The following is a 22,586-nucleotide window of genomic DNA, read 5'->3' as shown; positions in this document are numbered from 1 at the left end:
CGGCGCCTCAGGGCACGCCGCGCTGCGCGATGGTGCGGGGCGCATCCGCAGGCCAGGTTTCGCTCCAAGGCCTCTGACCCGCCAAGGCACGTGCGGTTGTGATCCGGAGCCCCGCTTCACTGCGCGTGATGGCCATGGACCCGTTCCGGGACAGCTCCGCCGGACCGATGATCGTGCAGCCTGAACCGTCCTCCAGCGGATAGACGCTGATCACCAGCATCTGCGCGTCGCACCCGCCGAAGCCCGCGAGATCGCTTTTGCGCGACAGATGCACGATCCGCCCTTCGAGCGCCGCCCAACGATCCGCAGCATTTTCCTGGGAAATCCGCTCCCCGTCATTCTCCACCCAGAGCCGGGCGGTGAAGCCTGCCCCGCGCGCCTTGGACAGGGCCCGGCCCTCGGCCGTCATCACGCCGACAAGCGCGCCGTCGCGGGCGATCAGGATATCCGGGCGGTCGCTCAGCCCCCACATCGCCACCGCGGCAAGTGCCGGAAGGGCGGCTGCATAACGTCCACGCCTCCGCCACAGGATGAAGATCAGCCCGGCAGCCGCGACCAGCGGCAGGACCGAAGTCGGCGGCGCCTTGATCTGTCCGACGGCCCCCGGCAGGTCGGACACCGTGCGCGCAACGCCGAGGATCCAGTCGAGCCCGGCGCCCATGACCCAAAGCGGCAGCGCCTCGAGCCCGAGCGGCATCGCCGCCAGCGCCAGAAGCCCCGCGGGCATGACCAGAACCCCCATAAGCGGCACGGCAAGCAGGTTCGCCACGAGACCGAAATGCGACACGATGTTGAAATGCGCCATGGCGAAAGGGGCGGTCGCGGCGCCCGCCACGGCGGAGGACAACACCACCGCCGCCGCACCGCGCGCCCAGCCGGGCAAGCGCCCTTCGAAGCCGCGGTTGCGCCAGGCGGCGAAAGCGCCGACCAGCGCCGTGGTGGCGGCGAAGGACATCTGGAAGCCGGGGCCCAGAAGCGCTTCGGGCGTCAGGCACAGCACGATCAGCGCGGCCAGCGCGACCGAGCGCAACGACAGCGACCGCCGGTCGATCAGCACCGCCACCAGCATGACCGACACCATCACGAATGCGCGCTGGGTGGCCACGTTGCCCCCCGAGAGTGCCAGGTAGGCCGCCGCCGCGACCAGCGCGCCAAACGCGGCGATCTTCTTGACCGGCCAGCGCAGGCCGATGCCGGGCAGCGCCACGAGGCAGAGCCGCAGCCCGGCGAAGACCAGCCCGGCCACGAGCCCCATGTGCAACCCGGAAATCGCCAGGAGATGCGCGAGATTGGCCTCCCGCAGGGCGGTCAGCGCGCCGGGCGTGATGCCGCTGCGGTCGCCCACAAGGATCGCCGCCGCGACGGCACCGCGATCGCCGCCAAGCGTGTCGCGAATGCGCCCGCCGAGGCGGTGGCGCAAGAGCGCGACCGGCAGCGCGCCATCGCCGTCGCGCAGCTGCAGAACCGGGCTGCGGGTATAGCCCACCTCGCCCAGGGACTGGAACCAGGCGTGGCGGCGGAAATCGAAGCCGCCCGGCTCCACCGGGCCCTGCGGCGCCGACAGATGCCCGGTCAGGATCACCGTCGCGCCCGGCACCGGATCGAGCCAGCGCTGATCGCCATGCAGCGACAGCCGCACGCGGCGGGGCGTCTTCTCGGGCGGCAGCCAGGGCAGCACGACCCGGTCGAGCGTCAGGCGCGGCTTGTCCGAGGCCGAACGGTCGAGCGCGACGATGCGCCCCTCGATCGGACCGTAATAGCGCCCCTCGATCAGCGGTGTCGCGACAATCTGCGCGCGCAGACCGGCGATGCCGACCCCGAGCGCGGGCATCGCCACGCAGAAAAGAAGCGCCGCCGCCAGCAGACCCGACCGGGCGGCCAGCACCACACCGGCAGCGCCGGCGATGCCGAGCCCCGCAAGTGCCCATGGGGCCGGTTCCACCGGCAGGCTGAAATAGAACCCGACCCCCGCCCCGAGCAGCACCGCGAGCCACGGGAAGAGCGCGCCCGACTGGGACGCGAGAGCGTTTTCCATGGCGGTCCAGAACCGGCCCATGCTTGTCCTCCCGGCCCCGCGTGATATGGGTCCGCAGCATTCTGCGCGCCCTTGGTTATCGAAAGGTTAACACTCGCCCCATGTCCCAGAAGGTCGTCACCCGCTTCGCCCCCTCGCCCACGGGGTACCTGCATATCGGCGGCGCCCGCACGGCGCTGTTCAACTGGCTCTACGCGCGCGGCCGCGGCGGCACGTTCCTGCTCCGGATCGAGGATACCGACCGCGCGCGCTCCACGCCCGAGGCCACCGCGGCGATCCTGCAGGGGCTCGACTGGCTGGGGCTCGACCATGACGGCGAGGTGGTGAGCCAGGCCGCCCGCGCGGACCGGCATGCGGAGGTGGCGCACGCGCTTCTCGACAAGGGCGCGGCCTACAAGTGCTTCTCCACGCAGGAGGAGATCGAGGCCTTCCGCGAGGCCGCCCGGGCCGAGGGCCGCTCGACCCTGTTCCGTTCGCCCTGGCGCGACGCCGATCCCGCCACCCATCCCGAGGACGCGCCCTTCGCCATCCGCCTCAAGGCTCCCGAAACCGGCGAGACTGTGATCCGCGACGCCGTGCAGGGCGATGTGCGCATCGGCAACGACCAGCTCGACGACATGATCCTGCTGCGCTCCGATGGGACGCCCGTCTACATGCTGGCCGTGGTGGTGGACGACCATGATATGGGCGTGACGCATGTGATCCGGGGCGACGACCACCTCAACAACGCCGCGCGGCAGATGGGGATCTACACCGCGATGGGCTGGGACCTGCCCGTCTACGCGCATATCCCGCTCATTCACGGCCCCGACGGCAAGAAGCTGTCCAAGCGCCATGGCGCGGTCGGGCTCGAGGAATACCAGGTGATGGGCTACCCGGCGGCGGGCATGCGCAATTACCTCGCGCGGCTGGGCTGGAGCCATGGCGACGACGAGTTCTTCACCGATGAACAGGCGCAGGAGTGGTTCGACCTCGACGGAATCGGCAAATCGCCCGCGCGGCTCGACTTCAAGAAGCTCGAAAACGTCTGCGGCCAGCACATCGCGGTGATGGAGGATGCTGCGCTGCTGCATGAAATCACGCGATATCTGGCGGCCAAGGGCGATGTGCCATTGACCGAGGCGCAAAAAGACGGGCTGATGCGGGCGATGTATTGCCTCAAGGATCGCGCGAAGACATTGCCGGAACTTCTTGAAAAGGCGCATTTTGTGCTCACCTCCGCGCCCGTCGATCCGGACGAGAAGGCGGCGAAGGCGCTGGATGATGTATCCCGTGGTATACTGAAAGAATTGACGCCGCATCTGCAAAATGCTAGCTGGTCGCGTGACGGACTAGAGGCAGCGACCAACGCTGTCGCGGACGCTCATGGCATCAAATTCGGCAAGATGGCGGGCCCGTTGCGCGCGGCGCTTGCCGGCCGCACGGTCACGCCCAGCGTGTTCGACATGATGCTTGTTCTCGGGCCGGAGGAGACGCTCCTCAGGCTCGAACAGGCGGGACGCGCCGAAGCCTGACGGGCAGCCGCCCCGGGCCCGGCACGCCGGACCTGAGTGTCCTGGAACAATGGTGCCCGCCGGGCGATACGGCGGGTCGGGAATGACAGGAAGGGATGACGGCATGGCTGACAGCTCCAAGAACGCAACGATCTCCATCGACGGGCAGTCCTACGACCTCCCGATCTATTCGCCGACCGCGGGCCCCGACGTGATCGACATCCGCAAGCTCTACGCGCAGGCGGGCGTCTTCACCTACGATCCCGGCTATACCTCGACGGCAAGCTGCGACTCGACGATCACCTTCATCGACGGCGACAAGGGCGAGCTTCTGCATCGCGGCTATCCGATCGACCAGCTGGCCTCGAAATCGCATTACCTCGAGGTCTGCTACCTGCTGCTTTACGGCGAATTGCCCACCGCCGCGCAGCTCGAGGAATTCGAGACCACGATCACCCGCCACACCATGCTGCACGAGCAGATGGTGAACTTCTTCCGCGGCTTCCGTCGCGACGCGCATCCGATGGCGATCATGGTCGGCGTCGTGGGCGCGATGTCGGCCTTCTACCACGACTCGACCGATATCTCGGACCCCTATCAACGCGAAGTGGCCTCGCATCGCCTGATCGCCAAGATGCCCACCATCGCGGCCTGGGCCTACAAGTATTCGGTCGGCCAGCCCTTCGTCTATCCGCGCAACGACCTGTCCTACGCGGCGAACTTCCTGCATATGTGCTTCGCCGTGCCGGCCGAGGAATACGTGGTCGACCCGATCCTCGCCCGCGCCATGGACCGGATCTTCACACTGCACGCGGATCACGAGCAGAACGCCTCGACCTCGACGGTGCGCCTGGCCTCGTCCTCGGGCGCGAACCCGTTTGCCTGCATCGCCGCCGGTGTCGCCTGCCTCTGGGGTCCCGCCCATGGCGGCGCGAACCAGGCCTGCCTCGAGATGCTGAAGGAAATCGGCTCGCCCGAGAACATCCCCGAATACATCGCGCGCGCCAAGGACAAGAACGATCCGTTCCGCCTGATGGGCTTCGGCCACCGGGTCTACAAGAACTTCGACCCGCGCGCGAAGGTCATGAAGCAATCCGCCGACGAGGTGCTCGACCTGATGGGGATCGAGAACAACCCCGTCCTCGCCACCGCGAAGGAACTGGAGCGGGCCGCGCTGGACGATCCCTATTTCGCGGAGAAGAAGCTGTTCCCGAACGTGGATTTCTATTCGGGGATCATCCTCGAGGCGATGGGCTTCCCCACATCGATGTTCACGCCGATCTTCGCGCTGTCGCGCACGGTGGGCTGGGTGAGCCAGTGGAAAGAGATGCTGAACGATCCGCAGAACAAGATCGGGCGACCCCGGCAGCTCTATCTCGGCTCGACCCAGCGCGATTACGTCGATATCGAAACGCGCTGAGCGACCCGACCGGACGACGGAGAACGGCCGTGGCACAGACTGCCACGGCCGTTTAAGTTTCGCTACGCCGGTGCGCCCCCGGGCCCCAGAGTACAGCGCCGGTCCCGAGGGCAACGCCCGCGGCGGCGCGACGGATCTCGGCGATGCCGATCAGGCCGAGGAAGGCGAGGCGCTCACGACCATGATCACCTGAACGCGACCAGGCAGACAGAAGACGCCCGGACGGTCACGGCGACCGCCCGGGCATTTGCCTCTTCATGGTGCGCTCAGCGTCCCTCGAAGACCGGCGGGCGCTTTTCGAGGAAGGACACGACGCCCTCCTTGAAATCGCGGGTCTTGCCGCATTCGCCCTGCAGCTTCGCCTCAAGGGCCAGCTGCGCCTCGAGGTCGTTCTCGAAGCTCGCATGCATCGCGGTCTTCACCTTCTGGTAGGCCGCGGTCGGACCCTTGGCCAGATGCGCCGCGCGGGCCTTCCACTGCGCCTCGAAGTCCGCATCGGCCACCGCTTCCCAGATCATGCCCCATCGATCGGCCTGCCGGGCGCTGATCTTCTCGGCGAACAGCGCCGCGCCCATGGCCTTCGCAAGGCCCATCTGGCGCGGCAGCGCCCAGGTGCCGCCCGCATCGGGGATGAGGCCGATCCGCGTGAAGGCCTGGCTGAAGAACGCGCTTTCGGTGGCGATGACCACGTCGGCCACCAGCGCGAGGTTCGCCCCTGCCCCGGCGGCGGCACCGTTCACGGCCGAAATGGTCGGCACCGGGCAATCGACCACGGCGCGCAGCATCGGCACGTATTCGTCGCGCAGCGTGCGTTCGAGATCGAGATTGGCCGCGTTGGACCGGTCGCCCAAGTCCTGCCCCGAACAGAAGGCGCGGCCCGTGCCGGTCAGCACGACGCAGCGCGCGTCCTCGGCGCCCTGGCGCATCGCATGGGTGATCTCGGCCCGCATCTGCGTGTTGAGCGCGTTCATCACGTCGGGGCGGTTCATGGTCACAACGGCGACGCCGTCCGTGACCGCGTAGGTGATCGTTTCGTATTGCATCTCGCTGTCCTCTCGCGGGTTTGCCGCATCAAATACCGGCGCGGCGCGAAAGGCAAAGCGGGACGCGGCGTCAGACGTCGTCGAGAAGGTCCTTGAGGCGCTTCTCTTCCTCGGGGCTGAGCGCGGCCTCGGTCTGCGGCGCGGCCTTCGACCGTCCGCGCAGGTAGCCCGCACCAAGCCCCGCCGCCGTCAGCAGCATCAGCGGCCCGGCGGCCCAGAGCAGCCAGTTCCAGCCATCGGCCTGCGGGTTCAGAAGGACGTATTCGCCGTAGCGCTCGACGATATAGGCGACCGCTTCCTCGTTGGTGTCGCCCTCGACCAGCCGTTCGCGCACCAGAAGTCGCAGGTCGCGGGCCAGCGAGGCGTTGCTCTCGTCGATGCTTTCGTTGCGGCAGACAAGGCAGCGCAGCCCTTCGGAGATCTGCCGCGCCCGCGCCTCGAGGGCGGGATCGTCGAGCACCTCGTCGGGCTGCACCGCAAAGGCCGGCAGCGCCATCAGCGCGGCGAGGACGCCCGCAAGGGCGGAGGAGCGCAGGCGCCCCCTCATTCCGCGGGCACCGCGGCTTTGTCGCGTGACTTGCGCGCGCCAGCCGCGACGCGGAAGCGCCGGTCGGACAGGCTCAGAAGACCACCCAGCGACATGATCAGCGTGCCCGCCCAGATCCAGTTGGCGAGCGGCTTGATATAGGTCCGCACGACCCAGCCGCCATTCTCCTGCCGGTCGCCGATCACCACGTAGACGTCCCGCATGAAGCGGTAGTCGATCGCGGCCTCGGTGGTGGGCATCTGCGCCACCGGATAGTTGCGCTTCTCGGGGAAGAGCTCGGCCAGCACCGTGCCGTCCAGGGCCAGCGTGATATCGCCCATGGTCGAGACGTAGTTCGGCCCCTGCACCCGGCGCACATCGTTCAGCGTCAGGGTGAAGCCCGCCACCTCGAAGCTTTCGCCCACCTGCGCGACGCGGATATCCTCCTGCTCCCAGGCGATGAGGCCCGCCACGCCGAGAAACAGGATGCCGAGCCCCGCATGGGCGGTCGACTTGCCCAAATCGGCGCGCGGCAGGCGCGCAAGACGGCTCAGATCGCGGCTGCGGCCGGTGCGCGTCCACAGATCGGTGAGCGCGCCGCCCACGAGCCAGGCCCCCAGGAATACGCCCACGGGCCCCAGGAGCGAACGCCCGGTCTGCATCGCCCAGGCCAGCCCGCCCAAGGCCACCGCCAGCACGAAGACCGGCAGCAGGGTTTTCGCAACCCGGCCCAGCTTCCCGCGCTTCCAGGAGATCATCGCGCCCAGGGGCAGGATCAGCCCGAGGATCAGCATGAAGGGCGTGAAGGCCGCGTTGAAGAAGGGCGGGCCGACCGAGAGCTTGCGGTCGAAGAGCATCTCGGCCACGAGCGGCCAGACCGTGCCCACGAAGACGACGAAGGACGACACCGCCAGCAGGATGTTGTTGGCCACCAGCGCCGATTCGCGGCTGACCACGCCGAACACACCCTTGGCCTGCATCGAATGCGCCCGCATTGCAAAGAGCGTCAGCGCGCCGCCGGTGAAGAAGACGAGGATCATCAGGATGAAGACGCCACGTTCGGGGTCGTTGGCGAAGGCATGGACCGAGGTCAGCACACCCGAGCGCACGATGAACGTCCCGATGAGCGAGAAGCCGAAGGCGAGGATCGCCAGCAGGATCGTCCAGGCCTTCAGCGCCTCGCGCTTCTCCACGACGATGGCCGAGTGCAGGAGTGCGGCGGCAAAGAGCCAGGGCATGAAGGAGGCGTTCTCGACCGGGTCCCAGAACCAGAACCCGCCCCAGCCCAGCTCGTAATAGGCCCACCAGGAGCCGAGCCCGATGCCGATTGTCAGGAACACCCAGGCCGCCAGCGTCCAGGGCCGCACCCAGCGCCCCCAGGCGGCATCGACGCGCCCCTCGATCAGTGCGGCCACGGCGAAGGAGAAGCAGATCGAAAGGCCGACATAGCCGAGATAAAGAAACGGCGGATGGAAGGCGAGGCCCGGGTCCTGCAGAAGCGGGTTCAGGTCCTGCCCGTCGAAGGGCGGCACGGCCATCCGCGTGAACGGGTTCGAGGTCCAGATGATGAAGGCGTAGAAGGCCACGGCCACCGCCGCCTGCACAGCCAGGACCCGCGCGCGCAGCGTCTCGGGCAGGTTCGATCCGAACCACGCCGCCATCGCGCCGAAAAGCGCGAGGATCAGCACCCAGAGCAGCATCGAGCCCTCGTGGTTCCCCCAGGTGCCGGAAATCTTGTAGAGCATCGGCTTGGCCGAATGGGAATTCTGCACCACGAGGCTGAGCGAGAAGTCGGACGTGATGAACGCATACATCAGCGCGGCGAAGGAAAAGCCCACCAGCAGGAATTGCGTGGTGGCCGCGGGTTCCGCCATAGCCATCCAGCCGGGCCAGCGTTTGTGTGCGCCGATCAGGGGCACGACCATCTGAACCACGGCCACGAGGAAGGCGAGGATCAGCGCGAAATGTCCGAGTTCTGTAATCATGCCATCTGTATAGGCATGCGCAGGGGCCGCGCCAATGGGTCTCGGCGCAGCCCGGTTCAACTTGTCGCGCGTTTCAGCCCCGCGCCTGCCGCCAATCCGCGAGTGCGGCATTGGCGGCGGTCTCCGGCGCGGGCTCCGGCGTGGTCTCCGGCGCAGTTTCTGCGGCGGCATCGGCGGGCGCCGCGCCCTCGGGGCCGCGCAGCCCTTCGATCGCGCGGAGCTGCGCCATGATCTGCGGCGCGCCCGCCAGCGTCGCGGCCATCTGGCGCTGCAGATCCTGCCCCTTGGCCTGGTGGCGCGCGCCGAAATAGAAGCTCACGACCGCGCCCAAGAGCCACCAGAGCGGCTCGGGCACCAGCGCGATGCCGGTCATGCGCGCGCCGAACCACACCGGATCGATCATCGCCGCCGTGAACAGCCCCAGCGTGCCCAGCGCCATGGCGGGTCGCGGCACCCGGTTCAGCCCGTCGATCACCCGGTCGAAGAGGCTCTTCTTGGGCAGCGCGAATTCCGCGCCGAACTGGCTCATCGCGGCCATCCGAAGGGCCGCGTCGCGGGCAGCGTCGCCCTCGGCGTTGGAGCGGGACACCTCCGCCGTCTCGGCCACCACGTTGCGGCCCGAGCCGAACAGGAATTCGATCACGCCCATTTTGCCACCCGCGCGCCGAACTCCGCATCGCTCAGGTGATAGCGCGGCGAGATGAATTCCTCGGCCCGCTTGATCCAGCCGCCCTTCCGGCCCGCGCGGGTGCGGGCGTATTTGCGGGATGCCGGGCGCCGGTCGGCCAGATCGAAATAGTAATTCCGCCGTGCGATCCCGTAGGCATCGACCAGGAGCGGCCCCGCCTCGGCCCAGGCCTTGCGGCAGGCGCTCAGCGTCTGCGGCCCGATCGCGCCGTCCATCGCCACCGGGAACCCCATCTGCCCCAGAAGCCGCTGCAGAATCTTCACCGCGTTGCCACCGGCATTGACATACATGTCGAAGACCGATGCCTGCAGCGGCTCGGGCAGGCCCGCGATGCCCGGGCGGGCAAAGTAATGCTGCAGGAAGATTTCGACCGCCTGGTCGCGGCTCAGCGCGCGCACATCGGCGATATCGATGTCGCCGTCGCCGTCGAGATCGATGCGCAGGCGGCGCATGGTGCCGATGGTGACGCCGTATTTCGTGGCCCCGCCCGGATCGTCGGGATCGTTCACATATCCGCCTTCGCGCGCGACGATCCCGATCGCGATCCTGCGGACTTCGGGTCCTGTCTTGGCCATGCCTTTTGCCCCTTGTAAGCGACATCCATGGGGGCAAAGGTCGGCTTGCCGCATTACCGCGGGCCTAACGGGCCGCGCGCCGCCGAAAGGAGCCGCCCGCATGTCAACCCCCGACGCCGAGGAGATCATCGCGCTGCTGGCGCTTGCGCCGCATCCCGAAGGCGGCTTTTACCGCCAGACCTGGGAAGGCCCGGAGACGCCGCGCGCCTCGGGCACCGCGATCTATTTTCTGCTGAAAGGCGGCGCGCCCAGTCACTGGCACCGGGTTGACGCAGTGGAAATCTGGCATTTCTACGCAGGCGCGCCGCTGTGCCTGCGCATCGCCGCAACCGCGGAAGGCCCGGCCACGGAGCACACGCTCGGTGCCGATCTGGCCGCGGGCGCCCGGCCCCAGGTGATCGTGCCCGCGCATCACTGGCAGGCTGCGGAAAGCCTCGGCGACTGGACGCTGGTGGGCTGCACGGTCTCGCCCGGCTTCCGCTTCGACGGGTTCGAACTGGCGCCGCCGGATTTCGACATCCCCTGACGCAAAATGCCGGACCCGAAGGCCCGGCATTCCACCGTGAGACGCGGGAAGACTTAGTTCCAGAAGCCTTCGTCGAGCTCTTCCATCTCTTCCAGTTGCTCTTCGGACTGACCGATGGCGATGGAGTAGGTCTTGTCGTCGACCGGCACCAGCTGCACATTTTCCACGGGCATGAAGATATGCTTGTCGCCGATATCGAGGAAGCCGCCGATCTCGAGGATCATGCCGCGCAGCGAGCCGTCCTTGGACAGAATGATGTCCTCGATCTCGCCGACGCGGTCCCAGCCATCGCCGACGGTTTCGTAGGTCTCGGCGCCGAAGTTGGCGACGCCGTTCTCGCCATCGACCGTGTAGACCGGACCGCCCGTGATGTCGCGGGTGCGGATCATCTGGGCCGGATCGAAGATGTTCATGTCTTCGACTTCGTTGGCCGCGGCCTCGGTGGCCTGCTCGGCCTCCTTGGCTGCATTCTCGGCCGCCTGCTCGGTCTCTTCAGCGGCGTTTTCAACGGCCTGACCAGCCTCATTCGCGGCGTTTTCGGTAGCCTGCGCCGCATTTTCGGCCGCGTTCTCGGTGGCTTCCGCGGCATCCTCGACAGCGTTGCCTGCCGCTTCGGCCGTGTTCTCAACGGCCTGGCCGGTTTCGCTTGCAGCATTCTCGAGGTTCTGCTCGGCGTCTTCGAGATTGGTGTGGCTCTCCGCCATGGCGGTGCCAGCAGCAAGAGTCAGGGCAAGGACAGATGTGCTCAAGCGGTTCATGGGAATTACCTTTCGTTCCGTTTATGGTGAAGACAAAACACACATTATCGCCCGGCGTTCCCTTTAAGCTGCAAAAGAAATACATTTAATTTCCGGAACAAAATGCCGCGCGACGAGTTGCCGCGCGGCGCGCCGTTTTTCCAGCCGGTCAGGCAAGCCTGCGCGGTCAGTCCCGATCGCGGTGAAGATGCACGAATTCCACCAATTGCCGGGTGGAACCGTCCTTGCCCTCGGCGCTCGCCTCGCCCGTGACCACCGGACCAAGCGAGGAGGCCAGTTCCTTGCCCAGCTCCACCCCCCATTGGTCGAAGGAATTGATGCCGAGGATCACGCCCTCGACGAAGACCCGGTGTTCGTAGAGCGCCACGATCTTGCCGAGGATCTCGGGCGTGAGCTGCGGATAGATCAGCGTGGTCGAGGGCCGGTTGCCCGGGAAGACCCGGTGGCGCGCCTGGCGTTCCAGCTCGTCGCCCTCAGCCCCCTTGTCGGCCATGATCGCACGGGCCTCGTCGAGGCTGCGCCCGCGCATCAGCGCCTCCGATTGCGCGAGGCAATTGGCCACAAGCAGGTCGTGATGGTGGCGCAGGTCGGGCTCGTGGCCCTTGGCGGCGACCATGAATTCGCAGGGCACGATGCGCGTGCCCTGGTGAATGAGCTGGTAGAAGGCGTGCTGCCCGTTGGTGCCGGGCTCGCCCCAGACCACGGGACCGGAATTGACCGACAGGTCCGCCCCGTCCATCGAGACGCGCTTGCCGTTGCTCTCCATCTCCAGCTGCTGAAGATAGGCGGGCAGCCGCGCGAGGCGGTTGTCATAGGGCAGCACCGCGCGCGTGGCGTGGCCCAGCACCTGGTTGTGCCACATGCCCACGAGGGCCAGCAACACGGGCATGTTCTGATGCGGCAGGGCGGTCTCGAAATGGCGGTCCATCTCCTGTCCGCCGCGCAGGAAGGCGCGGAAGCCTTCGGGGCCGATGGCGATCATCAGCGACAGGCCGATGGGTCCCCACATCGAATAGCGCCCGCCGACCCAGTCGGCAAAGCCGAAGGTCCGGCTTTCGGGGATGCCCCACTCACCCGCCGCCGCCTTGTTCGACGACAGCGCCACGAAGCGGCCATCGGTCGACACGCCCTTGTCCATCAGCCAGGCCCGCGCGGTGCGCGCGTTGGTCATGGTCTCGATGGTGGTGAAGGTCTTCGATGCGACGATGAACAGCGTCGTCTCGGGGTCGAGCCCGCGCAGCGTATCGGCGATATCCGCGCCGTCCACGTTGGAGACGAAATGACAGCGCGGCCCGTCGCAATAGGGCGCCAGCGCGGTATAGGCCATGGCCGGGCCCAGATCGGAGCCGCCGATGCCGATATTGACCACGTCGGTGACGTCCGAGCCGCGCACCTCGCGCGCCAGCGCCTCCATCCGGTCGAGCGTCTCGAGCACCTCGGGCATGACGTCTTCGCCGTCCACATGGACCGCGCCGCCATCGAGGTTGCGCAGCGCGGTGTGCAGGACCGCGCGGCCCTCGGTCTCGTTGATGGCCGCGCCGGTGAACATCGCGGTGCGGCGCGCATCGAGCCCGGCCGCGTCCGTCAGGGCAATGAGCGCCGCGCGGATCTGCTCGTCGATCTGGGTCTTCGAATAGTCGAAGAGCAGGCCCGCGGCGGTCAGGCTGAACTCGCCCGCGCGCTTGTCGTTCTCGGCGAACAGATCCTCGATCCGGCGGCGTTCGGCGGTCTTCGCCAAGGCGTGAAGGTCATCCCACATGGTTCTCACTCCGTCCAATGAACGATTGCGCCGTCGAGCACGGCATTGATCGGGGCCTCGCTGACAGGCTTGCCGCGCGCATTCTCCAGCGCGGCGCGCTTTTCGGGTCCCATGATGAGGATATGCTTGGCCAATGCCCCGTTCAGCACCGGCGCTGTCAGGGTGACGCGCGGCTCTGCGGCGCCCTCCGCGCGCATCGGCAGAAGGATCGGCGCGTTGCGCGACAGCGCCTCTTCGAGCCGGTCCGCGCCCGGAAAAAGCGAGGCCGTGTGCATGTCCGCCCCCATGCCCAGAAGCACGACCGAGAGCGGCAGTTCGGGGCGGATCTTCTCGGCGATCTCGTCGATCCGCTCTTCGGGGGTGGTGCACGGCAGGTACATCGGCAGGAGGCGCGCGGCGGCGGCCTTCTCGACCAGAAGCCGCTCGCGCAGCAGCCGGGTGTTCGACCGGTCGCTGTCCTCGGGGACCCAGCGCTCGTCGGTCAGCATCACGTCGACGCGGGCCCAGTCCAGATCGACCGCGCAGAGATCGTCGAAGACCGGCCCCGGCGTGGTGCCGCCCGGCACCGCGAAGGCCACCCGTTCGGCCCGCGCGAGCGCCGCGCGCAGATCGCCCGCAAGGCGGCTGGCGAGCCGAAGGATCAGCGCCTCGCGGTCCGGATAGGTCTGTAATTCGTAATTCATACCTTGATCTCCCGCCAGCGGCGCCCGTCCCGGTGCAGGAGCATCAGCGCGTCTTCCGGACCCGACCCGCCCGGATCGTAGGTCACCGGCACGTCGCCGCGCGCCTCCCAGCCCTCGATGATGGGATCGGTCCAGGCCCAGGCGGCCTCGACCTCGTCGCCGCGCATGAACAGCGTCTGGTTGCCCCGGATCACGTCCATGATGAGCCGCTCATAGGCATCGGGCACCGCCTCGGTATCGGTGCCCAGCGCATCGGCGAAGGCCATGTCGAGCGGCACGTCGATGAGGCGCATGCCCCCCGGACCCGGCTCCTTGATGGTGACGTCGAGCGTCATGCCCTCGTTCGGCTGCAGCCGGATCGACAGCACGTTGCGGTGCCGTCCGGCATCGGCGCCGAAGATCGAATGCGGCGCGTCCTTGAAGACCACGGTGATGTCCGAGGTCCGCGCGCGCAGCCGCTTGCCGGTGCGCAGGTAGAATGGCGTGCCCGCCCAGCGCCAGTTGGAGATCTGCGCCTTGAGCGCGATGAAGCTCTCGGTGCGCGAGCGATCGTTCTCCACGTGGGTCTTATAGCTGTCCTCGCCGCCGCCCGCGCCGTACTGGCCGCGCACGATATCCTGCGGCTCGACGGGGTCGAGCGCGCGGATCACCTTCAGCTTCTCGTCGCGCACCGCGTCCGGTTCGAACTTCGCCGGCGGCTCCATCGCGATGAGGCAGAGCAGCTGCATCAGGTGGTTCTGCACCATGTCCCGCATGGCGCCCGACTTGTCGTAATAGGCGCCGCGCCCGCCGACACCCACGGTCTCGGCCACGGTGATCTCGATATGGTCGACGTACTGCGCGTTCCAGAGCGGTTCGAACAGCGTGTTGCCGAAGCGCACGGCCATCAGGTTCTGGACCGTTTCCTTGCCGAGGTAATGGTCGATCCGGTAGATCTGCGTCTCGTCGAAATATTGCGCCAGCGTGGCGTTGAGCGCCTTCGCCGAGGCGAGGTCGTGGCCGAAGGGCTTTTCGACCACGATGCGGCTGTCCGGCGTGGACAGGCCTTTGTGGTTCAGCCGCTCGGCGATATCTCCGAACAGCGACGGCGCGACCGAGAAGTAGAATGCGCGCACCGCATCGTCGCGCAGATGGCTTTTCAGCGCGTCCCAGCCGCCATCGCCTTTGGCATCGACCGCCTCGTAGAAGACGCGCTCGAGAAAGGCGTCGAGCTGACCAGCGCTTTGCGGGGCCGAGCCGAATTCGCCGATCGCCTCGCGCACCATCTCGCGGAACTCGGCGGCGTCCATCTCGGAGCGCGCCGCCCCGATGATCTTCGCCTCGGGCGGCATCTGGCCCGCGCAATAGCGGCGGAACAGGCCCGGCAGGATCTTGCGGCGGGCCAGATCGCCGGTGCCACCGAAAATGACGAGGTCGAACGTGTCGACGGGAATGACGCGGGATACCATTGAAGACGCTCCGATTCGTCTGGCTTGCCCCCCACTCTTGCCCGCTCGCGGGCCGAGGGTGCAATGCCCCAGGGGTTTTCCACGAAGCACGTTAGCGCTAACTGCTTCGGCGCTGCATTAGCCCATCGCTGCGCGCTTGTCTAATCCCAAGGCACCTCGATACCCCCGCGCGCGTGTCTTTCGGGACGCGGTTTGCCGGCATCCGGGCGCGCTTGCGCCCCCTGCCCGCCCGTGCCACCAATCCTGCGTTGCCGCCGAGGAGCCGCCATGCCGCCGCGCAAGATCATCATCGACACCGATCCCGGACAGGACGACGCCGTGGCCATCCTTCTGGCCCTCGCCTCGCCCGAAGAGATCGAGGTGCTGGGCATCACCGCCGTCGCCGGCAACGTGCCCCTGCACCTGACCGAGAAGAATGCGCGCATTGTCTGCGAACTGGCGGGCAGGCCCGAGACGCGCGTCTTCGCGGGCTGCGACGCGCCGCTCAACCGCCGCCTCGTGACCGCCGAACACGTGCACGGCAAGACCGGGCTCGACGGGCCCGTCCTGCCCGATCCGACGATGCCGCTGCAGGATGCCCACGGGGTCGAGTTCATCATCGAGACGCTGCGCGCGGAGCCCGCCGGCACCGTCACGCTCTGCCCGCTCGGGCCGCTCACGAACATCGCCACAGCACTTGCCCGCGCGCCCGACATCGCCGGCCGCATCGAGGAAATCGTGCTCATGGGCGGGGCCTATTTCGAGGTCGGCAACATCACGCCCACGGCCGAGTTCAACATCTATGTCGACCCCGAGGCCGCCAAGGCCGTCTTCGCCTGCGGCGCGCCGATCACGGTCATGCCGCTCGACGTGACGCACAAGGCGCTGGTCACCAAGCCGCGCAACGACGCCTTCCGCTCGCTGGGGACCGCGCCGGGCATGGCCGTGGCCCAGATGACCGATTTCTTCGAACGCTTCGACCGCGAGAAATACGGTTCCGAGGGCGCGCCGCTGCACGATCCCTGCGTCACCGCCTACCTGATCCGGCCCGAGCTTTTCACCGGGCGGCACATCAACGTGGAGATCGAGACGGCCTCGGACCTAACCCTCGGGATGACCGTGGCCGATTGGTGGCGCGTCTCGGGCCGCCCGGCCAACGCGACCTTCATGGGTGATCTCGATGCCGATGGCTTCTTCGCGCTGCTGACCGACCGGATCGGGCGGCTGTGACCGACCTTCTGCTCTATGGGCACCCGGATTCGGGCCATGCCTGCAAGGTGGCGCTGGCGCTGCGGCTGGCGCATCTGCCTCACCGAGTCGAGACCGTCGATATCTGGGCGCCGCCCGAGACGCGCCAGCCCGCCTTCCTTGCGGCCAACCCCGCCTCGGAGGTCCCGTGCCTGATGATCGACGGCGTGCCGCATGTGCAATCGGGCGCGATCCTGATCGAAATCGCCGAGCGGTTCGGCGTCCTGGGCGGCGGCGACGCGGCACGGATGCGGCGGGGCCTCGAAATCCTCTTCTGGGAGGCGAACCGCATCGGCATGTGCGTGCCGCAGCTTCTGGCCGCCGCGAAGGATGCCGGCGATTTTCCGCCCGATGTCATCCGCTGGCTCAAGAACCGCTATGCCGCCGATTGCGCGCGCTTCGATCTCTATCTCGGACAAGCGCCTTTCCTGCATGGGCCCGAACCCGGCATCGGCGATTGCGCGGTCTGGGGCTATACCCAGTGGCTCGACCGGGCCGGGCTCGCCCCGACCGGGGCCATGGCGGACTGGCTCGAGCGGATGCGCGCGCTGCCCGGCATGGCCGCGCCCGAGGTGCTGTTCCCGGCCTGAGGCGCGAAGCTTTGCCGATCCCGGCGCAGCCCCCTTTCCCCGCGCGGTCGAATGGCATAGGCGCGGAGGCGAGAAACCGCCGCGAAAGTTGCCCATGAAGACCCTGCACCTCGCCACGCCGGACGATGCCGAGAAGCTTCTGCCGCTCGTCGCGGCCTTTCATGCCGAACAGGGATTCGAGACCGATCTCGAACACCGTGCCGCCGCCATCGCGCCCCTTCTCGAAGGCACGCCCCACGGCGCGGTCTGGCTGATCGGTCCGCGCAAGGCGCCGGTCGGCTACATCGCGATCACCTTCGGCTGGTCGGTGGAATATGGCGGGCTCGATGCGATCGTCGACGAGGTCTATATCCGCCCCGCCGTGCGCCGGCGCGGCATGGGCAGCGAAGCGCTGAACGAGATCGCCAAGGCGCTCCGGGAGGCCGATGTCCGCGCGCTTCATCTCGAGGTGGCGCGCGACGACGAGGACGCGCAGCGCTTCTATGCCCGCGGCCGCTTCAAGCCCCGCGACGGCTACATGTTCATGAGTCGGGTCCTGCGCTGACCGGAGCCACGGTCAGTTGATCGAGGCCACGACGATCACCATCAGGATCGAGTAGAGCATGATGCCCCCGCCGATCATCCAGACCGGGTAATTCCGCCCGACGCTGGCCTGCGCCAGCACCTTGGCCTGGTGCAGCAGGTCGGGCCATGTGTAGCTGACGAAATCGCCCTGGGTGAAGACGACCTTGATGCGGCCCTCGGCATCGACGACCGGCAGGCGGCGGAAGCGCTCATTCGACATGATGCGCAGCCAGTCGATCAGGTCATCATCCTCGCGCGCAACGCGCGGATCGGCGGTCATGATCTCGCCCAGCGTCAGGGTCGACGCGTCCTTCTCCGCGCCCACGACCTTGCGCATCACGTCCCGCTCGGTCACCACGCCGACCACCTTCTGGTCGCCGTCGCAGATTATGACCGAGCCGTAATTCTTCTCGCTCATCGCCTTCACCGCGGCGAGGACCGTATCGGTCTCGGTCATGGTCAGGGGTTTCGGCTTGCTCTTGAATTCGGGGCGGTCCTTGATCGTCATTCCAACGCGGTCTGTCGCAGCCATTGCGTTATCCTTTCTGGTTCAATGGCTGACGACCTAGCCCCGATTGCCGCGCGACAAGGCTTTATGGCCGGCCGGTCCGCGCCTATATCTGCCCCATGAGCCTGCATATTCCCTTCGACAATTCCTATGCCCGCCTGCCCGCGGGGTTCTACACGCGCCTCGATCCCGAGCCGGTGACCGCCCCCGCGCTCATCGCCTTCAACGACGCGCTGGCCGCCGAGCTGGGCATCGCCCGGTCCGGAGCCGGAGACGGGGATGGCGATGCCGACGCGGCGGAGCTCGCGCGCATCTTCTCCGGCAATGCCACGCCGCCGGGCGCCGAACCGCTGGCCCAGCTCTATGCCGGTCACCAGTTCGGCCAGTTCAACCCGCAGCTCGGCGATGGCCGCGCGCTGCTTCTGGGCGAGGTCGTGGACCGCAACGGACGCCGCCGCGACATCCAGCTCAAGGGATCCGGGCCCACGCCCTACAGCCGCTCGGGCGACGGGCGGGCCTGGCTCGGCCCGGTACTGCGCGAATATGTGGTCTCCGAGGCGATGCACGCGCTCGGCATTCCCACCACCCGCGCGCTCGCCGCGGTGCGGACCGGCGACGACATCTACCGCGAGGGCGCCCTGCCCGGCGCCGTGCTGACCCGCGTGGCCGACAGCCATATCCGCGTCGGCACCTTCCAGATTTTCGCCGCGCGCCGGGATCGCGACGCGCTGCAGGCGCTCTACGACTACACGATCGCCCGGCATTACCCCGAAGCCAGCGACCCTCACGACCTCCTCGACCGGGTGATCGCCCGGCAGGCCGCGCTCGTGGCGCAATGGATGTCGGTGGGCTTCATCCACGGGGTGATGAACACCGACAATTGCACGCTCTCGGGCGAGACCATCGATTACGGCCCCTGCGCCTTCATGGATGCCTATCACCCCAACCGCGTCTTCTCGTCGATCGACCGGATGGGCCGCTATGCCTATGCCAACCAGGCCGATATCATCGTCTGGAACATGGCCCAGCTCGCCACCGCGCTGGTTCCCTTGACCGAGGACCCCGAGGCCGCGGTCAAACGCTTCACCGACCAGGTCCACGCCATGCCCGACCGCATCCGCGCCGAATGGGAGGCGCGCTTTGCCGCAAAGATCGGCATTTCCAGGCCGCGCGAGGCCGACAAGACGCTGGTGTCGGGGCTCCTGACCCTGATGCAGAAGGATGGCGCGGATTTCACCAATGCGTTCCGGGCGCTGGCGCGGGACGATGCCCGCGACCAGTTCACCGACCGCGCGGCCTTCGACAGCTGGGCCGGGACCTGGCGCGCTCGCATCGCCGAGGAACCCGAACCCGAAGCGCTGATGCGGCGGACGAACCCCGCCATCATCCCGCGCAATCACCGCATCGAAGCGATGATCGCGGCCGCCGTCGACGGCGATGATGCGCCCTTCCACCGGCTGAACGCGGCACTCGCCCGCCCCTTCGAGGATGACCCCGAGACCGAGGATCTGCGCCGCGCGCCCCTGCCCGACGAGATCGTGCCCGCCACGTTCTGCGGCACGTGACCGGCGCGGGCATCGCCCATGCGCCCGACGCGGGCATGGCCGGGCGCCCCGGCCCGGCGGTTCCGACCCGCGCCGCGCGATCGGGGCTGTGCAACGACGCGAAACGTGCCACTTTGAAACCGGACCAGACAGAAGGAGATGCCCCATGGGCCTGATGAAAACGCTGACCAAGATTGCCATCGGCTATGCCGCCGCCCGCGGGGTCGACCGGCTGTCCTCGGGCAAGGGCCTGTCGGGCCTCATCGGCGGCGGGGCGCAGCTCAAGGGCGACCATCCCGCGACGCGCGCGGGCAGCGACATGAGCCAGCAGGTCCAGTCCGGCATGACCCAAGCCGCAAGCCCGATGCAGGGCATCCTCGAGAACATGAAGAATGCGGGCTTCGATCTGTCGTCGATGATGGGCGGCGGCGCGATGGCGAGCGGCGGGACTGCGGCGCCGGGCGGCAGCCAGAAGGGGCTTCTCTCGGCCATGCCCTCGGCGGGCGGCGGCAGCCTTGCGGGCATTCTCGCGGCGGCAGGCGGGGCCGCGGCCATGGGCGGCAAGGGCGCGGGCCAGCTGATCGACCAGTTCAACACCGAGAAAACCGCGCCCGAGCTCGAGAAAAGCGCGGGCCTCATGCTGCGGGCGATGATCCAGGCCGCCAAGGCCGACGGCAAGATCGACGACGAGGAAAAGGCCAAGATCCTCGAGCTCGTCGGCGACGATGCCACCGAGGAAGACCTCGCCTTCGTCAAGGCCGAGCTCGAGGCCCCCATCGACATCAAGGCGCTGGCCGCCGCGACCCCCGAGGCGCAGAAGATGCCGGTCTATTCCGCCTCGCTGATGACGATCCGCGTCGATACCGACGAGGAGGCCGAATATCTCGACCAGCTCGCCAAGGCGCTCGGCCTCGACGAGCCCACGGTGAACGCGCTGCACCTCCAGATGGGCAACCGGCCGCTCTATATCTGAGCCGCCCCGCCCCATGATCCGCAAGCACCCCGCCTTCGGGATCGGGCTGGCCGCGCTCGGCGCGGTGCTGCTCTCGCCCGACGCCCTCTTCATGCGCCTCTCGGGCATGGAGGGGCTGCAGATGGTGTCTTGGCGCGGCACTTCGATGGGGCTCATCTTCCTCGGCGCCTGGGCGCTGACCAGCCGGGACCGGCGGCGCGATCTGGCGATCCTCGCCACCGGGGCGGGCGCGGTCATCGCCGTCGCGCAGGTGCTCAACGCGCTGCTCTTTCCCACCGGGATCGCGCTCGCGCCGGTGGCGGTGATGCTGATGGCGGTCGCGACCGCGCCGGTCTGGTCCGCGCTCATCTCCCGCGCGCTCTACGGCGAAAAGACCGGCCCCGCGACCTGGATCGCCATCGTCGCGGTTCTGACCGGGATCGGCATCGCGGTCACCGGCAAGGGCGACCTCGCGATCTCGCCCCAGGCGCTGCTGGGCGCGCTTTGCGGCGTGGGGGTGGCCTTCGTGCTGGCGCTCAACTTCTCGGTGCTGCGCTTTCACCGCGAGGTGCCGATCCTGCTGGCCATGGGCCTCGGCGCGCTGGTCGCGGGCGGCATCGGCATCGCCGCCACCGGCCCCGCACAGATGACCGACGGCAACGTGCCCGCGATCCTCGTGACCGCGATCCTGATCCTGCCCGCCTCCTTCTTCGCGCTGTCGCTCGCCTCGCGCTACACGGCGGCCGCCAATGTGAGCCTGCTGATGCTGCTCGAGACGGTGCTCGGCCCGGTCTGGGTCTGGCTCGGCACCGACGAGACGCCCACCGCGCGCATGCTGACCGGCGGCGCCATCGTCGTTGTCGCGCTCGCGATCTACCTCGCCCGGCCGACGCGGCGCGCGCGGATGGGCTAGGCACCCAATCCACGCCTTCCGCGCGCCCGCATCTCCCCGCCGCGACACGCCCCGAACCGCCCCGTCATCACGCTCGGAACCGCGCCCGCATCACGCCCCCGCAGCAGCCCGGCGCCCCCGCCCGTCCCCACCCGCGCGTCCCACCTCAGATCAGCGCGCACCCCAAGGTCACGACCGGACCGAAAATACCTCCGGGGAGCGCGAGGGGCTGGCCCCTCGCTCCCGCCCCCGCCGCCCATGCTCCGCCCACCACGGCAAGCAACGCCGCCACTGGCCTTCCCCGCGCCCAGCCGCTAGGTCGCAGGGGCACTCTCCCGGGACCCCAGACCATGGACAATCTGCGCGGCATAACCCTGATGGTCGTCGCCATGGCGGCCTTCGCGGTCGAGGACGCCTTCATCAAGCTCGCCGCGCGCGACCTGCCGACGGGACAGATCCTGATCGTGATCGGCCTCGCGGGGGGCGCGGTCTTCGCCACCATGGCCCGGCGCGCGGGCATCCGGCTGATCACGCCCGCGCTCTGGCGCGGTCCGATCCTGATCCGCAACGCCGCCGAGATCGTCGGCACGATCGGCTTCGTCACCGCGATCACCACCATCCCCCTCTCGACCGCATCGGCGATTGCCCAGGCGATGCCCCTGGTCATCACCATGGGCGCCGCGCTGATCTTCGCGGAACCGGTGGGCTGGCGGCGCTGGACGGCGATCCTGGTGGGCCTCTCTGGCGTGCTGATCATCATCCGCCCGGGCCTCGACGTCTTCGATCCGAACGCGCTCTGGGCCGTGCTCGCGGTCTTCGCGCTGGCCGCGCGCGACCTCGCCGCCCGGGCGGTGCCCGCGTCGGTCTCGCATCTGCAACTGGCGGCCTACGGCTTTGCCAGCCTCGTGCCCACCGGGCTGATCCTGCTGCCCTTCGCCGCCGTGCCGCCCGCCTTGCCCGATGCGCGGCTCGCGGGCCTTCTCTGCGGCGCGGTGCTGTTCGGGATGCTCGCCTATTACGCGATCACCTTCGCCTCGCGCACGGGCGATGTCTCCGTGGTGACGCCCTTCCGTTTCTCCCGCATGCTCTTCGCGCTCATCATCGGCATGACGGTCTTCGGAGAGCGGCCGGATATGCTGACCTATCTGGGCGCGACGCTGATCATCGCGACGGGCGGCTATACCTTCCTGCGCGAACGCCGGCTGGGGCGCATGCGCCGCCCGGCCCCGGCCGCACCGGGTCCCGTACCGCCCGGCACCTGACCGCGCGGCGCGGCATTCGACACGAGACCCAACCCTGCCCGCCGATGCGCGTGTTATCGCTAACAAATGCGGTCCCGCGCCGTTTACTTGCGCCGAGGGGCTGGTATA

22 protein-coding genes are annotated in these 22,586 nt (G+C 68.2%); 11 read left to right on the top strand and 11 right to left on the bottom strand.

The genetic code is table 11. The features are described 5' to 3' along the window. Positions 1 to 7: 7 nt before the first annotated feature. Positions 8 to 2,056 (bottom strand): ComEC/Rec2 family competence protein, encoded by a 2,049-nt coding sequence (locus tag BW990_RS12525; protein ID WP_076448387.1) that lies wholly within the window; start codon positions 2,054 to 2,056, stop codon positions 8 to 10. 80 nt (positions 2,057 to 2,136) lie between these two features. On the opposite strand from BW990_RS12525, the gene gltX reads away from it, so the two are divergent. From gltX to BW990_RS22460, 3 genes are all read left to right on the top strand, one after another. Further along, positions 2,137 to 3,549 carry a glutamate--tRNA ligase gene (gene gltX, locus BW990_RS12520; RefSeq protein ID WP_076448386.1) on the top strand — a complete coding sequence of 471 codons (1,413 nt, stop codon included), beginning with the start codon at positions 2,137 to 2,139 and terminating at the stop codon, positions 3,547 to 3,549. A gap of 103 nt (positions 3,550 to 3,652) precedes the next feature. Continuing rightward, complete coding sequence (gene gltA / locus BW990_RS12515) at positions 3,653 to 4,948, top strand: citrate synthase (RefSeq protein ID WP_076448385.1); 1,296 nt, start codon at positions 3,653 to 3,655, stop codon at positions 4,946 to 4,948. Between the two features lie 70 nt (positions 4,949 to 5,018). Beyond that, positions 5,019 to 5,141: a hypothetical protein gene (locus BW990_RS22460; protein ID WP_268794336.1), complete on the top strand. Its 123-nt coding sequence runs from the start codon at positions 5,019 to 5,021 to the stop codon at positions 5,139 to 5,141. Positions 5,142 to 5,214: 73 nt separating this feature from the next. Here the strand turns inward: BW990_RS22460 and BW990_RS12510 are convergent, their stop codons facing one another. The 5 genes from BW990_RS12510 to BW990_RS12490 all read right to left on the bottom strand — a co-directional run bounded on the left by BW990_RS12510 (position 5,215) and on the right by BW990_RS12490 (position 9,765). Then, positions 5,215 to 5,991, bottom strand: coding sequence for an enoyl-CoA hydratase-related protein (locus BW990_RS12510; protein ID WP_076448384.1), 777 nt, complete (start codon positions 5,989 to 5,991; stop codon positions 5,215 to 5,217). Positions 5,992 to 6,061: 70 nt separating this feature from the next. Further along, complete coding sequence (locus BW990_RS12505; RefSeq protein WP_076448383.1) at positions 6,062 to 6,538, bottom strand: cytochrome c-type biogenesis protein; 477 nt, start codon at positions 6,536 to 6,538, stop codon at positions 6,062 to 6,064. Further along, on the bottom strand, positions 6,535 to 8,502 hold the full coding sequence (locus BW990_RS12500) for a heme lyase CcmF/NrfE family subunit (protein ID WP_076448382.1): 1,968 nt from the start codon (positions 8,500 to 8,502) through the stop codon (positions 6,535 to 6,537). The genes BW990_RS12505 and BW990_RS12500 overlap by 4 nt, the downstream gene beginning before the upstream one ends. A 73-nt stretch (positions 8,503 to 8,575) precedes the next feature. Beyond that, entirely contained in the window at positions 8,576 to 9,151 is a 576-nt protein-coding gene (locus tag BW990_RS12495) for a holin family protein (protein ID WP_076448381.1), read from the bottom strand. Continuing rightward, positions 9,142 to 9,765 carry a holin-associated N-acetylmuramidase gene (locus BW990_RS12490; protein ID WP_076448380.1) on the bottom strand — a complete coding sequence of 208 codons (624 nt, stop codon included), beginning with the start codon at positions 9,763 to 9,765 and terminating at the stop codon, positions 9,142 to 9,144. Before BW990_RS12490 ends, BW990_RS12495 begins: the two co-directional genes overlap by 10 nt. Positions 9,766 to 9,865: 100 nt before the next feature. Here BW990_RS12490 and BW990_RS12485 point away from each other — a divergent pair, with 100 nt between their 5' ends. Then, the gene (locus BW990_RS12485) at positions 9,866 to 10,291 is read left to right on the top strand and encodes a cupin domain-containing protein (protein ID WP_076448379.1); all 426 of its coding nucleotides are present in this window, start codon (positions 9,866 to 9,868) and stop codon (positions 10,289 to 10,291) included. A gap of 53 nt (positions 10,292 to 10,344) precedes the next feature. Here BW990_RS12485 and BW990_RS12480 read toward each other — a convergent pair whose 3' ends face one another. The 4 genes from BW990_RS12480 to zwf form a co-directional block, all read right to left on the bottom strand. Then, complete coding sequence (locus BW990_RS12480) at positions 10,345 to 10,995, bottom strand: PRC-barrel domain-containing protein (RefSeq protein ID WP_083950585.1); 651 nt, start codon at positions 10,993 to 10,995, stop codon at positions 10,345 to 10,347. A gap of 220 nt (positions 10,996 to 11,215) precedes the next feature. Further along, the gene (gene pgi / locus BW990_RS12475) at positions 11,216 to 12,808 is read right to left on the bottom strand and encodes a glucose-6-phosphate isomerase (protein WP_076448378.1); all 1,593 of its coding nucleotides are present in this window, start codon (positions 12,806 to 12,808) and stop codon (positions 11,216 to 11,218) included. A gap of 5 nt (positions 12,809 to 12,813) precedes the next feature. After that, the gene (gene pgl / locus BW990_RS12470; RefSeq protein WP_076448377.1) at positions 12,814 to 13,491 is read right to left on the bottom strand and encodes a 6-phosphogluconolactonase; all 678 of its coding nucleotides are present in this window, start codon (positions 13,489 to 13,491) and stop codon (positions 12,814 to 12,816) included. Continuing rightward, positions 13,488 to 14,939, bottom strand: a complete 1,452-nt coding sequence (zwf, locus tag BW990_RS12465; RefSeq protein WP_076448376.1) for a glucose-6-phosphate dehydrogenase — start codon at positions 14,937 to 14,939, stop codon at positions 13,488 to 13,490. Before zwf ends, pgl begins: the two co-directional genes overlap by 4 nt. Before the next feature lie 267 nt (positions 14,940 to 15,206). Here zwf and BW990_RS12460 point away from each other — a divergent pair, with 267 nt between their 5' ends. The 3 genes from BW990_RS12460 (at position 15,207) to BW990_RS12450 (ending at position 17,300) form a co-directional block, all read left to right on the top strand. Continuing rightward, on the top strand, positions 15,207 to 16,148 hold the full coding sequence (locus tag BW990_RS12460) for a nucleoside hydrolase (protein ID WP_076448375.1): 942 nt from the start codon (positions 15,207 to 15,209) through the stop codon (positions 16,146 to 16,148). After that, a complete protein-coding gene (locus BW990_RS12455; RefSeq protein ID WP_076448374.1) occupies positions 16,145 to 16,756 on the top strand; it encodes a glutathione S-transferase family protein in 612 nt (203 codons plus the stop codon). Before BW990_RS12460 ends, BW990_RS12455 begins: the two co-directional genes overlap by 4 nt. A 94-nt stretch (positions 16,757 to 16,850) precedes the next feature. Beyond that, a complete protein-coding gene (locus BW990_RS12450) occupies positions 16,851 to 17,300 on the top strand; it encodes a GNAT family N-acetyltransferase (RefSeq protein WP_076448373.1) in 450 nt (149 codons plus the stop codon). A gap of 12 nt (positions 17,301 to 17,312) precedes the next feature. On the opposite strand, the gene BW990_RS12445 is transcribed toward BW990_RS12450, so the two are convergent. Beyond that, positions 17,313 to 17,852 carry a CBS domain-containing protein gene (locus BW990_RS12445; protein WP_076448372.1) on the bottom strand — a complete coding sequence of 180 codons (540 nt, stop codon included), beginning with the start codon at positions 17,850 to 17,852 and terminating at the stop codon, positions 17,313 to 17,315. A 95-nt stretch (positions 17,853 to 17,947) separates the two neighbouring features. On the opposite strand from BW990_RS12445, the gene BW990_RS12440 reads away from it, so the two are divergent. The 4 genes from BW990_RS12440 to BW990_RS12425 all read left to right on the top strand — a co-directional run bounded on the left by BW990_RS12440 (position 17,948) and on the right by BW990_RS12425 (position 22,478). Next, positions 17,948 to 19,393, top strand: a complete 1,446-nt coding sequence (locus BW990_RS12440) for a protein adenylyltransferase SelO (RefSeq protein WP_076448371.1) — start codon at positions 17,948 to 17,950, stop codon at positions 19,391 to 19,393. A 145-nt stretch (positions 19,394 to 19,538) separates the two neighbouring features. Next, positions 19,539 to 20,345 (top strand): DUF533 domain-containing protein, encoded by an 807-nt coding sequence (locus BW990_RS12435; protein ID WP_076448370.1) that lies wholly within the window; start codon positions 19,539 to 19,541, stop codon positions 20,343 to 20,345. Positions 20,346 to 20,358: 13 nt separating this feature from the next. Continuing rightward, entirely contained in the window at positions 20,359 to 21,237 is an 879-nt protein-coding gene (locus BW990_RS12430) for a DMT family transporter (protein WP_083950584.1), read from the top strand. A gap of 329 nt (positions 21,238 to 21,566) precedes the next feature. After that, positions 21,567 to 22,478, top strand: coding sequence for a DMT family transporter (locus BW990_RS12425; RefSeq protein ID WP_076448369.1), 912 nt, complete (start codon positions 21,567 to 21,569; stop codon positions 22,476 to 22,478). Positions 22,479 to 22,586 lie beyond the last annotated feature (108 nt).

The organism is Roseivivax lentus, from assembly GCF_900156805.1.
Taxonomy (GTDB): domain Bacteria; phylum Pseudomonadota; class Alphaproteobacteria; order Rhodobacterales; family Rhodobacteraceae; genus Roseivivax; species Roseivivax lentus.
The sequence above is the reverse complement of the archived record's forward strand: the minus strand, read 5'-3'. Positions and strand labels throughout refer to the sequence as shown.

Bases quoted from the DNA above. Each gene is read 5' to 3' on its own strand.
- BW990_RS12525 (WP_076448387.1), bottom strand. From the start codon at position 2,056: ATGGGCCGGTTCTGGACCGCCATGGAAAACGCTCTCGCGTCCCAGTCG.
- gltX (WP_076448386.1), top strand. From the start codon at position 2,137: ATGTCCCAGAAGGTCGTCACCCGCTTCGCCCCCTCGCCCACGGGGTAC.
- gltA (WP_076448385.1), top strand. From the start codon at position 3,653: ATGGCTGACAGCTCCAAGAACGCAACGATCTCCATCGACGGGCAGTCC.
- BW990_RS12510 (WP_076448384.1), bottom strand. From the start codon at position 5,991: ATGCAATACGAAACGATCACCTACGCGGTCACGGACGGCGTCGCCGTT.
- BW990_RS12505 (WP_076448383.1), bottom strand. From the start codon at position 6,538: ATGAGGGGGCGCCTGCGCTCCTCCGCCCTTGCGGGCGTCCTCGCCGCG.
- BW990_RS12500 (WP_076448382.1), bottom strand. From the start codon at position 8,502: ATGATTACAGAACTCGGACATTTCGCGCTGATCCTCGCCTTCCTCGTG.
- BW990_RS12495 (WP_076448381.1), bottom strand. From the start codon at position 9,151: ATGGGCGTGATCGAATTCCTGTTCGGCTCGGGCCGCAACGTGGTGGCC.
- BW990_RS12490 (WP_076448380.1), bottom strand. From the start codon at position 9,765: ATGGCCAAGACAGGACCCGAAGTCCGCAGGATCGCGATCGGGATCGTC.
- BW990_RS12485 (WP_076448379.1), top strand. From the start codon at position 9,866: ATGTCAACCCCCGACGCCGAGGAGATCATCGCGCTGCTGGCGCTTGCG.
- BW990_RS12480 (WP_083950585.1), bottom strand. From the start codon at position 10,995: ATGGCGGAGAGCCACACCAATCTCGAAGACGCCGAGCAGAACCTCGAG.
- pgi (WP_076448378.1), bottom strand. From the start codon at position 12,808: ATGTGGGATGACCTTCACGCCTTGGCGAAGACCGCCGAACGCCGCCGG.
- pgl (WP_076448377.1), bottom strand. From the start codon at position 13,491: ATGAATTACGAATTACAGACCTATCCGGACCGCGAGGCGCTGATCCTT.
- zwf (WP_076448376.1), bottom strand. From the start codon at position 14,939: ATGGTATCCCGCGTCATTCCCGTCGACACGTTCGACCTCGTCATTTTC.
- BW990_RS12460 (WP_076448375.1), top strand. From the start codon at position 15,207: ATGCCGCCGCGCAAGATCATCATCGACACCGATCCCGGACAGGACGAC.
- BW990_RS12450 (WP_076448373.1), top strand. From the start codon at position 16,851: ATGAAGACCCTGCACCTCGCCACGCCGGACGATGCCGAGAAGCTTCTG.
- BW990_RS12445 (WP_076448372.1), bottom strand. From the start codon at position 17,852: ATGGCTGCGACAGACCGCGTTGGAATGACGATCAAGGACCGCCCCGAA.
- BW990_RS12440 (WP_076448371.1), top strand. From the start codon at position 17,948: ATGAGCCTGCATATTCCCTTCGACAATTCCTATGCCCGCCTGCCCGCG.
- BW990_RS12435 (WP_076448370.1), top strand. From the start codon at position 19,539: ATGGGCCTGATGAAAACGCTGACCAAGATTGCCATCGGCTATGCCGCC.
- BW990_RS12430 (WP_083950584.1), top strand. From the start codon at position 20,359: ATGATCCGCAAGCACCCCGCCTTCGGGATCGGGCTGGCCGCGCTCGGC.
- BW990_RS12425 (WP_076448369.1), top strand. From the start codon at position 21,567: ATGGACAATCTGCGCGGCATAACCCTGATGGTCGTCGCCATGGCGGCC.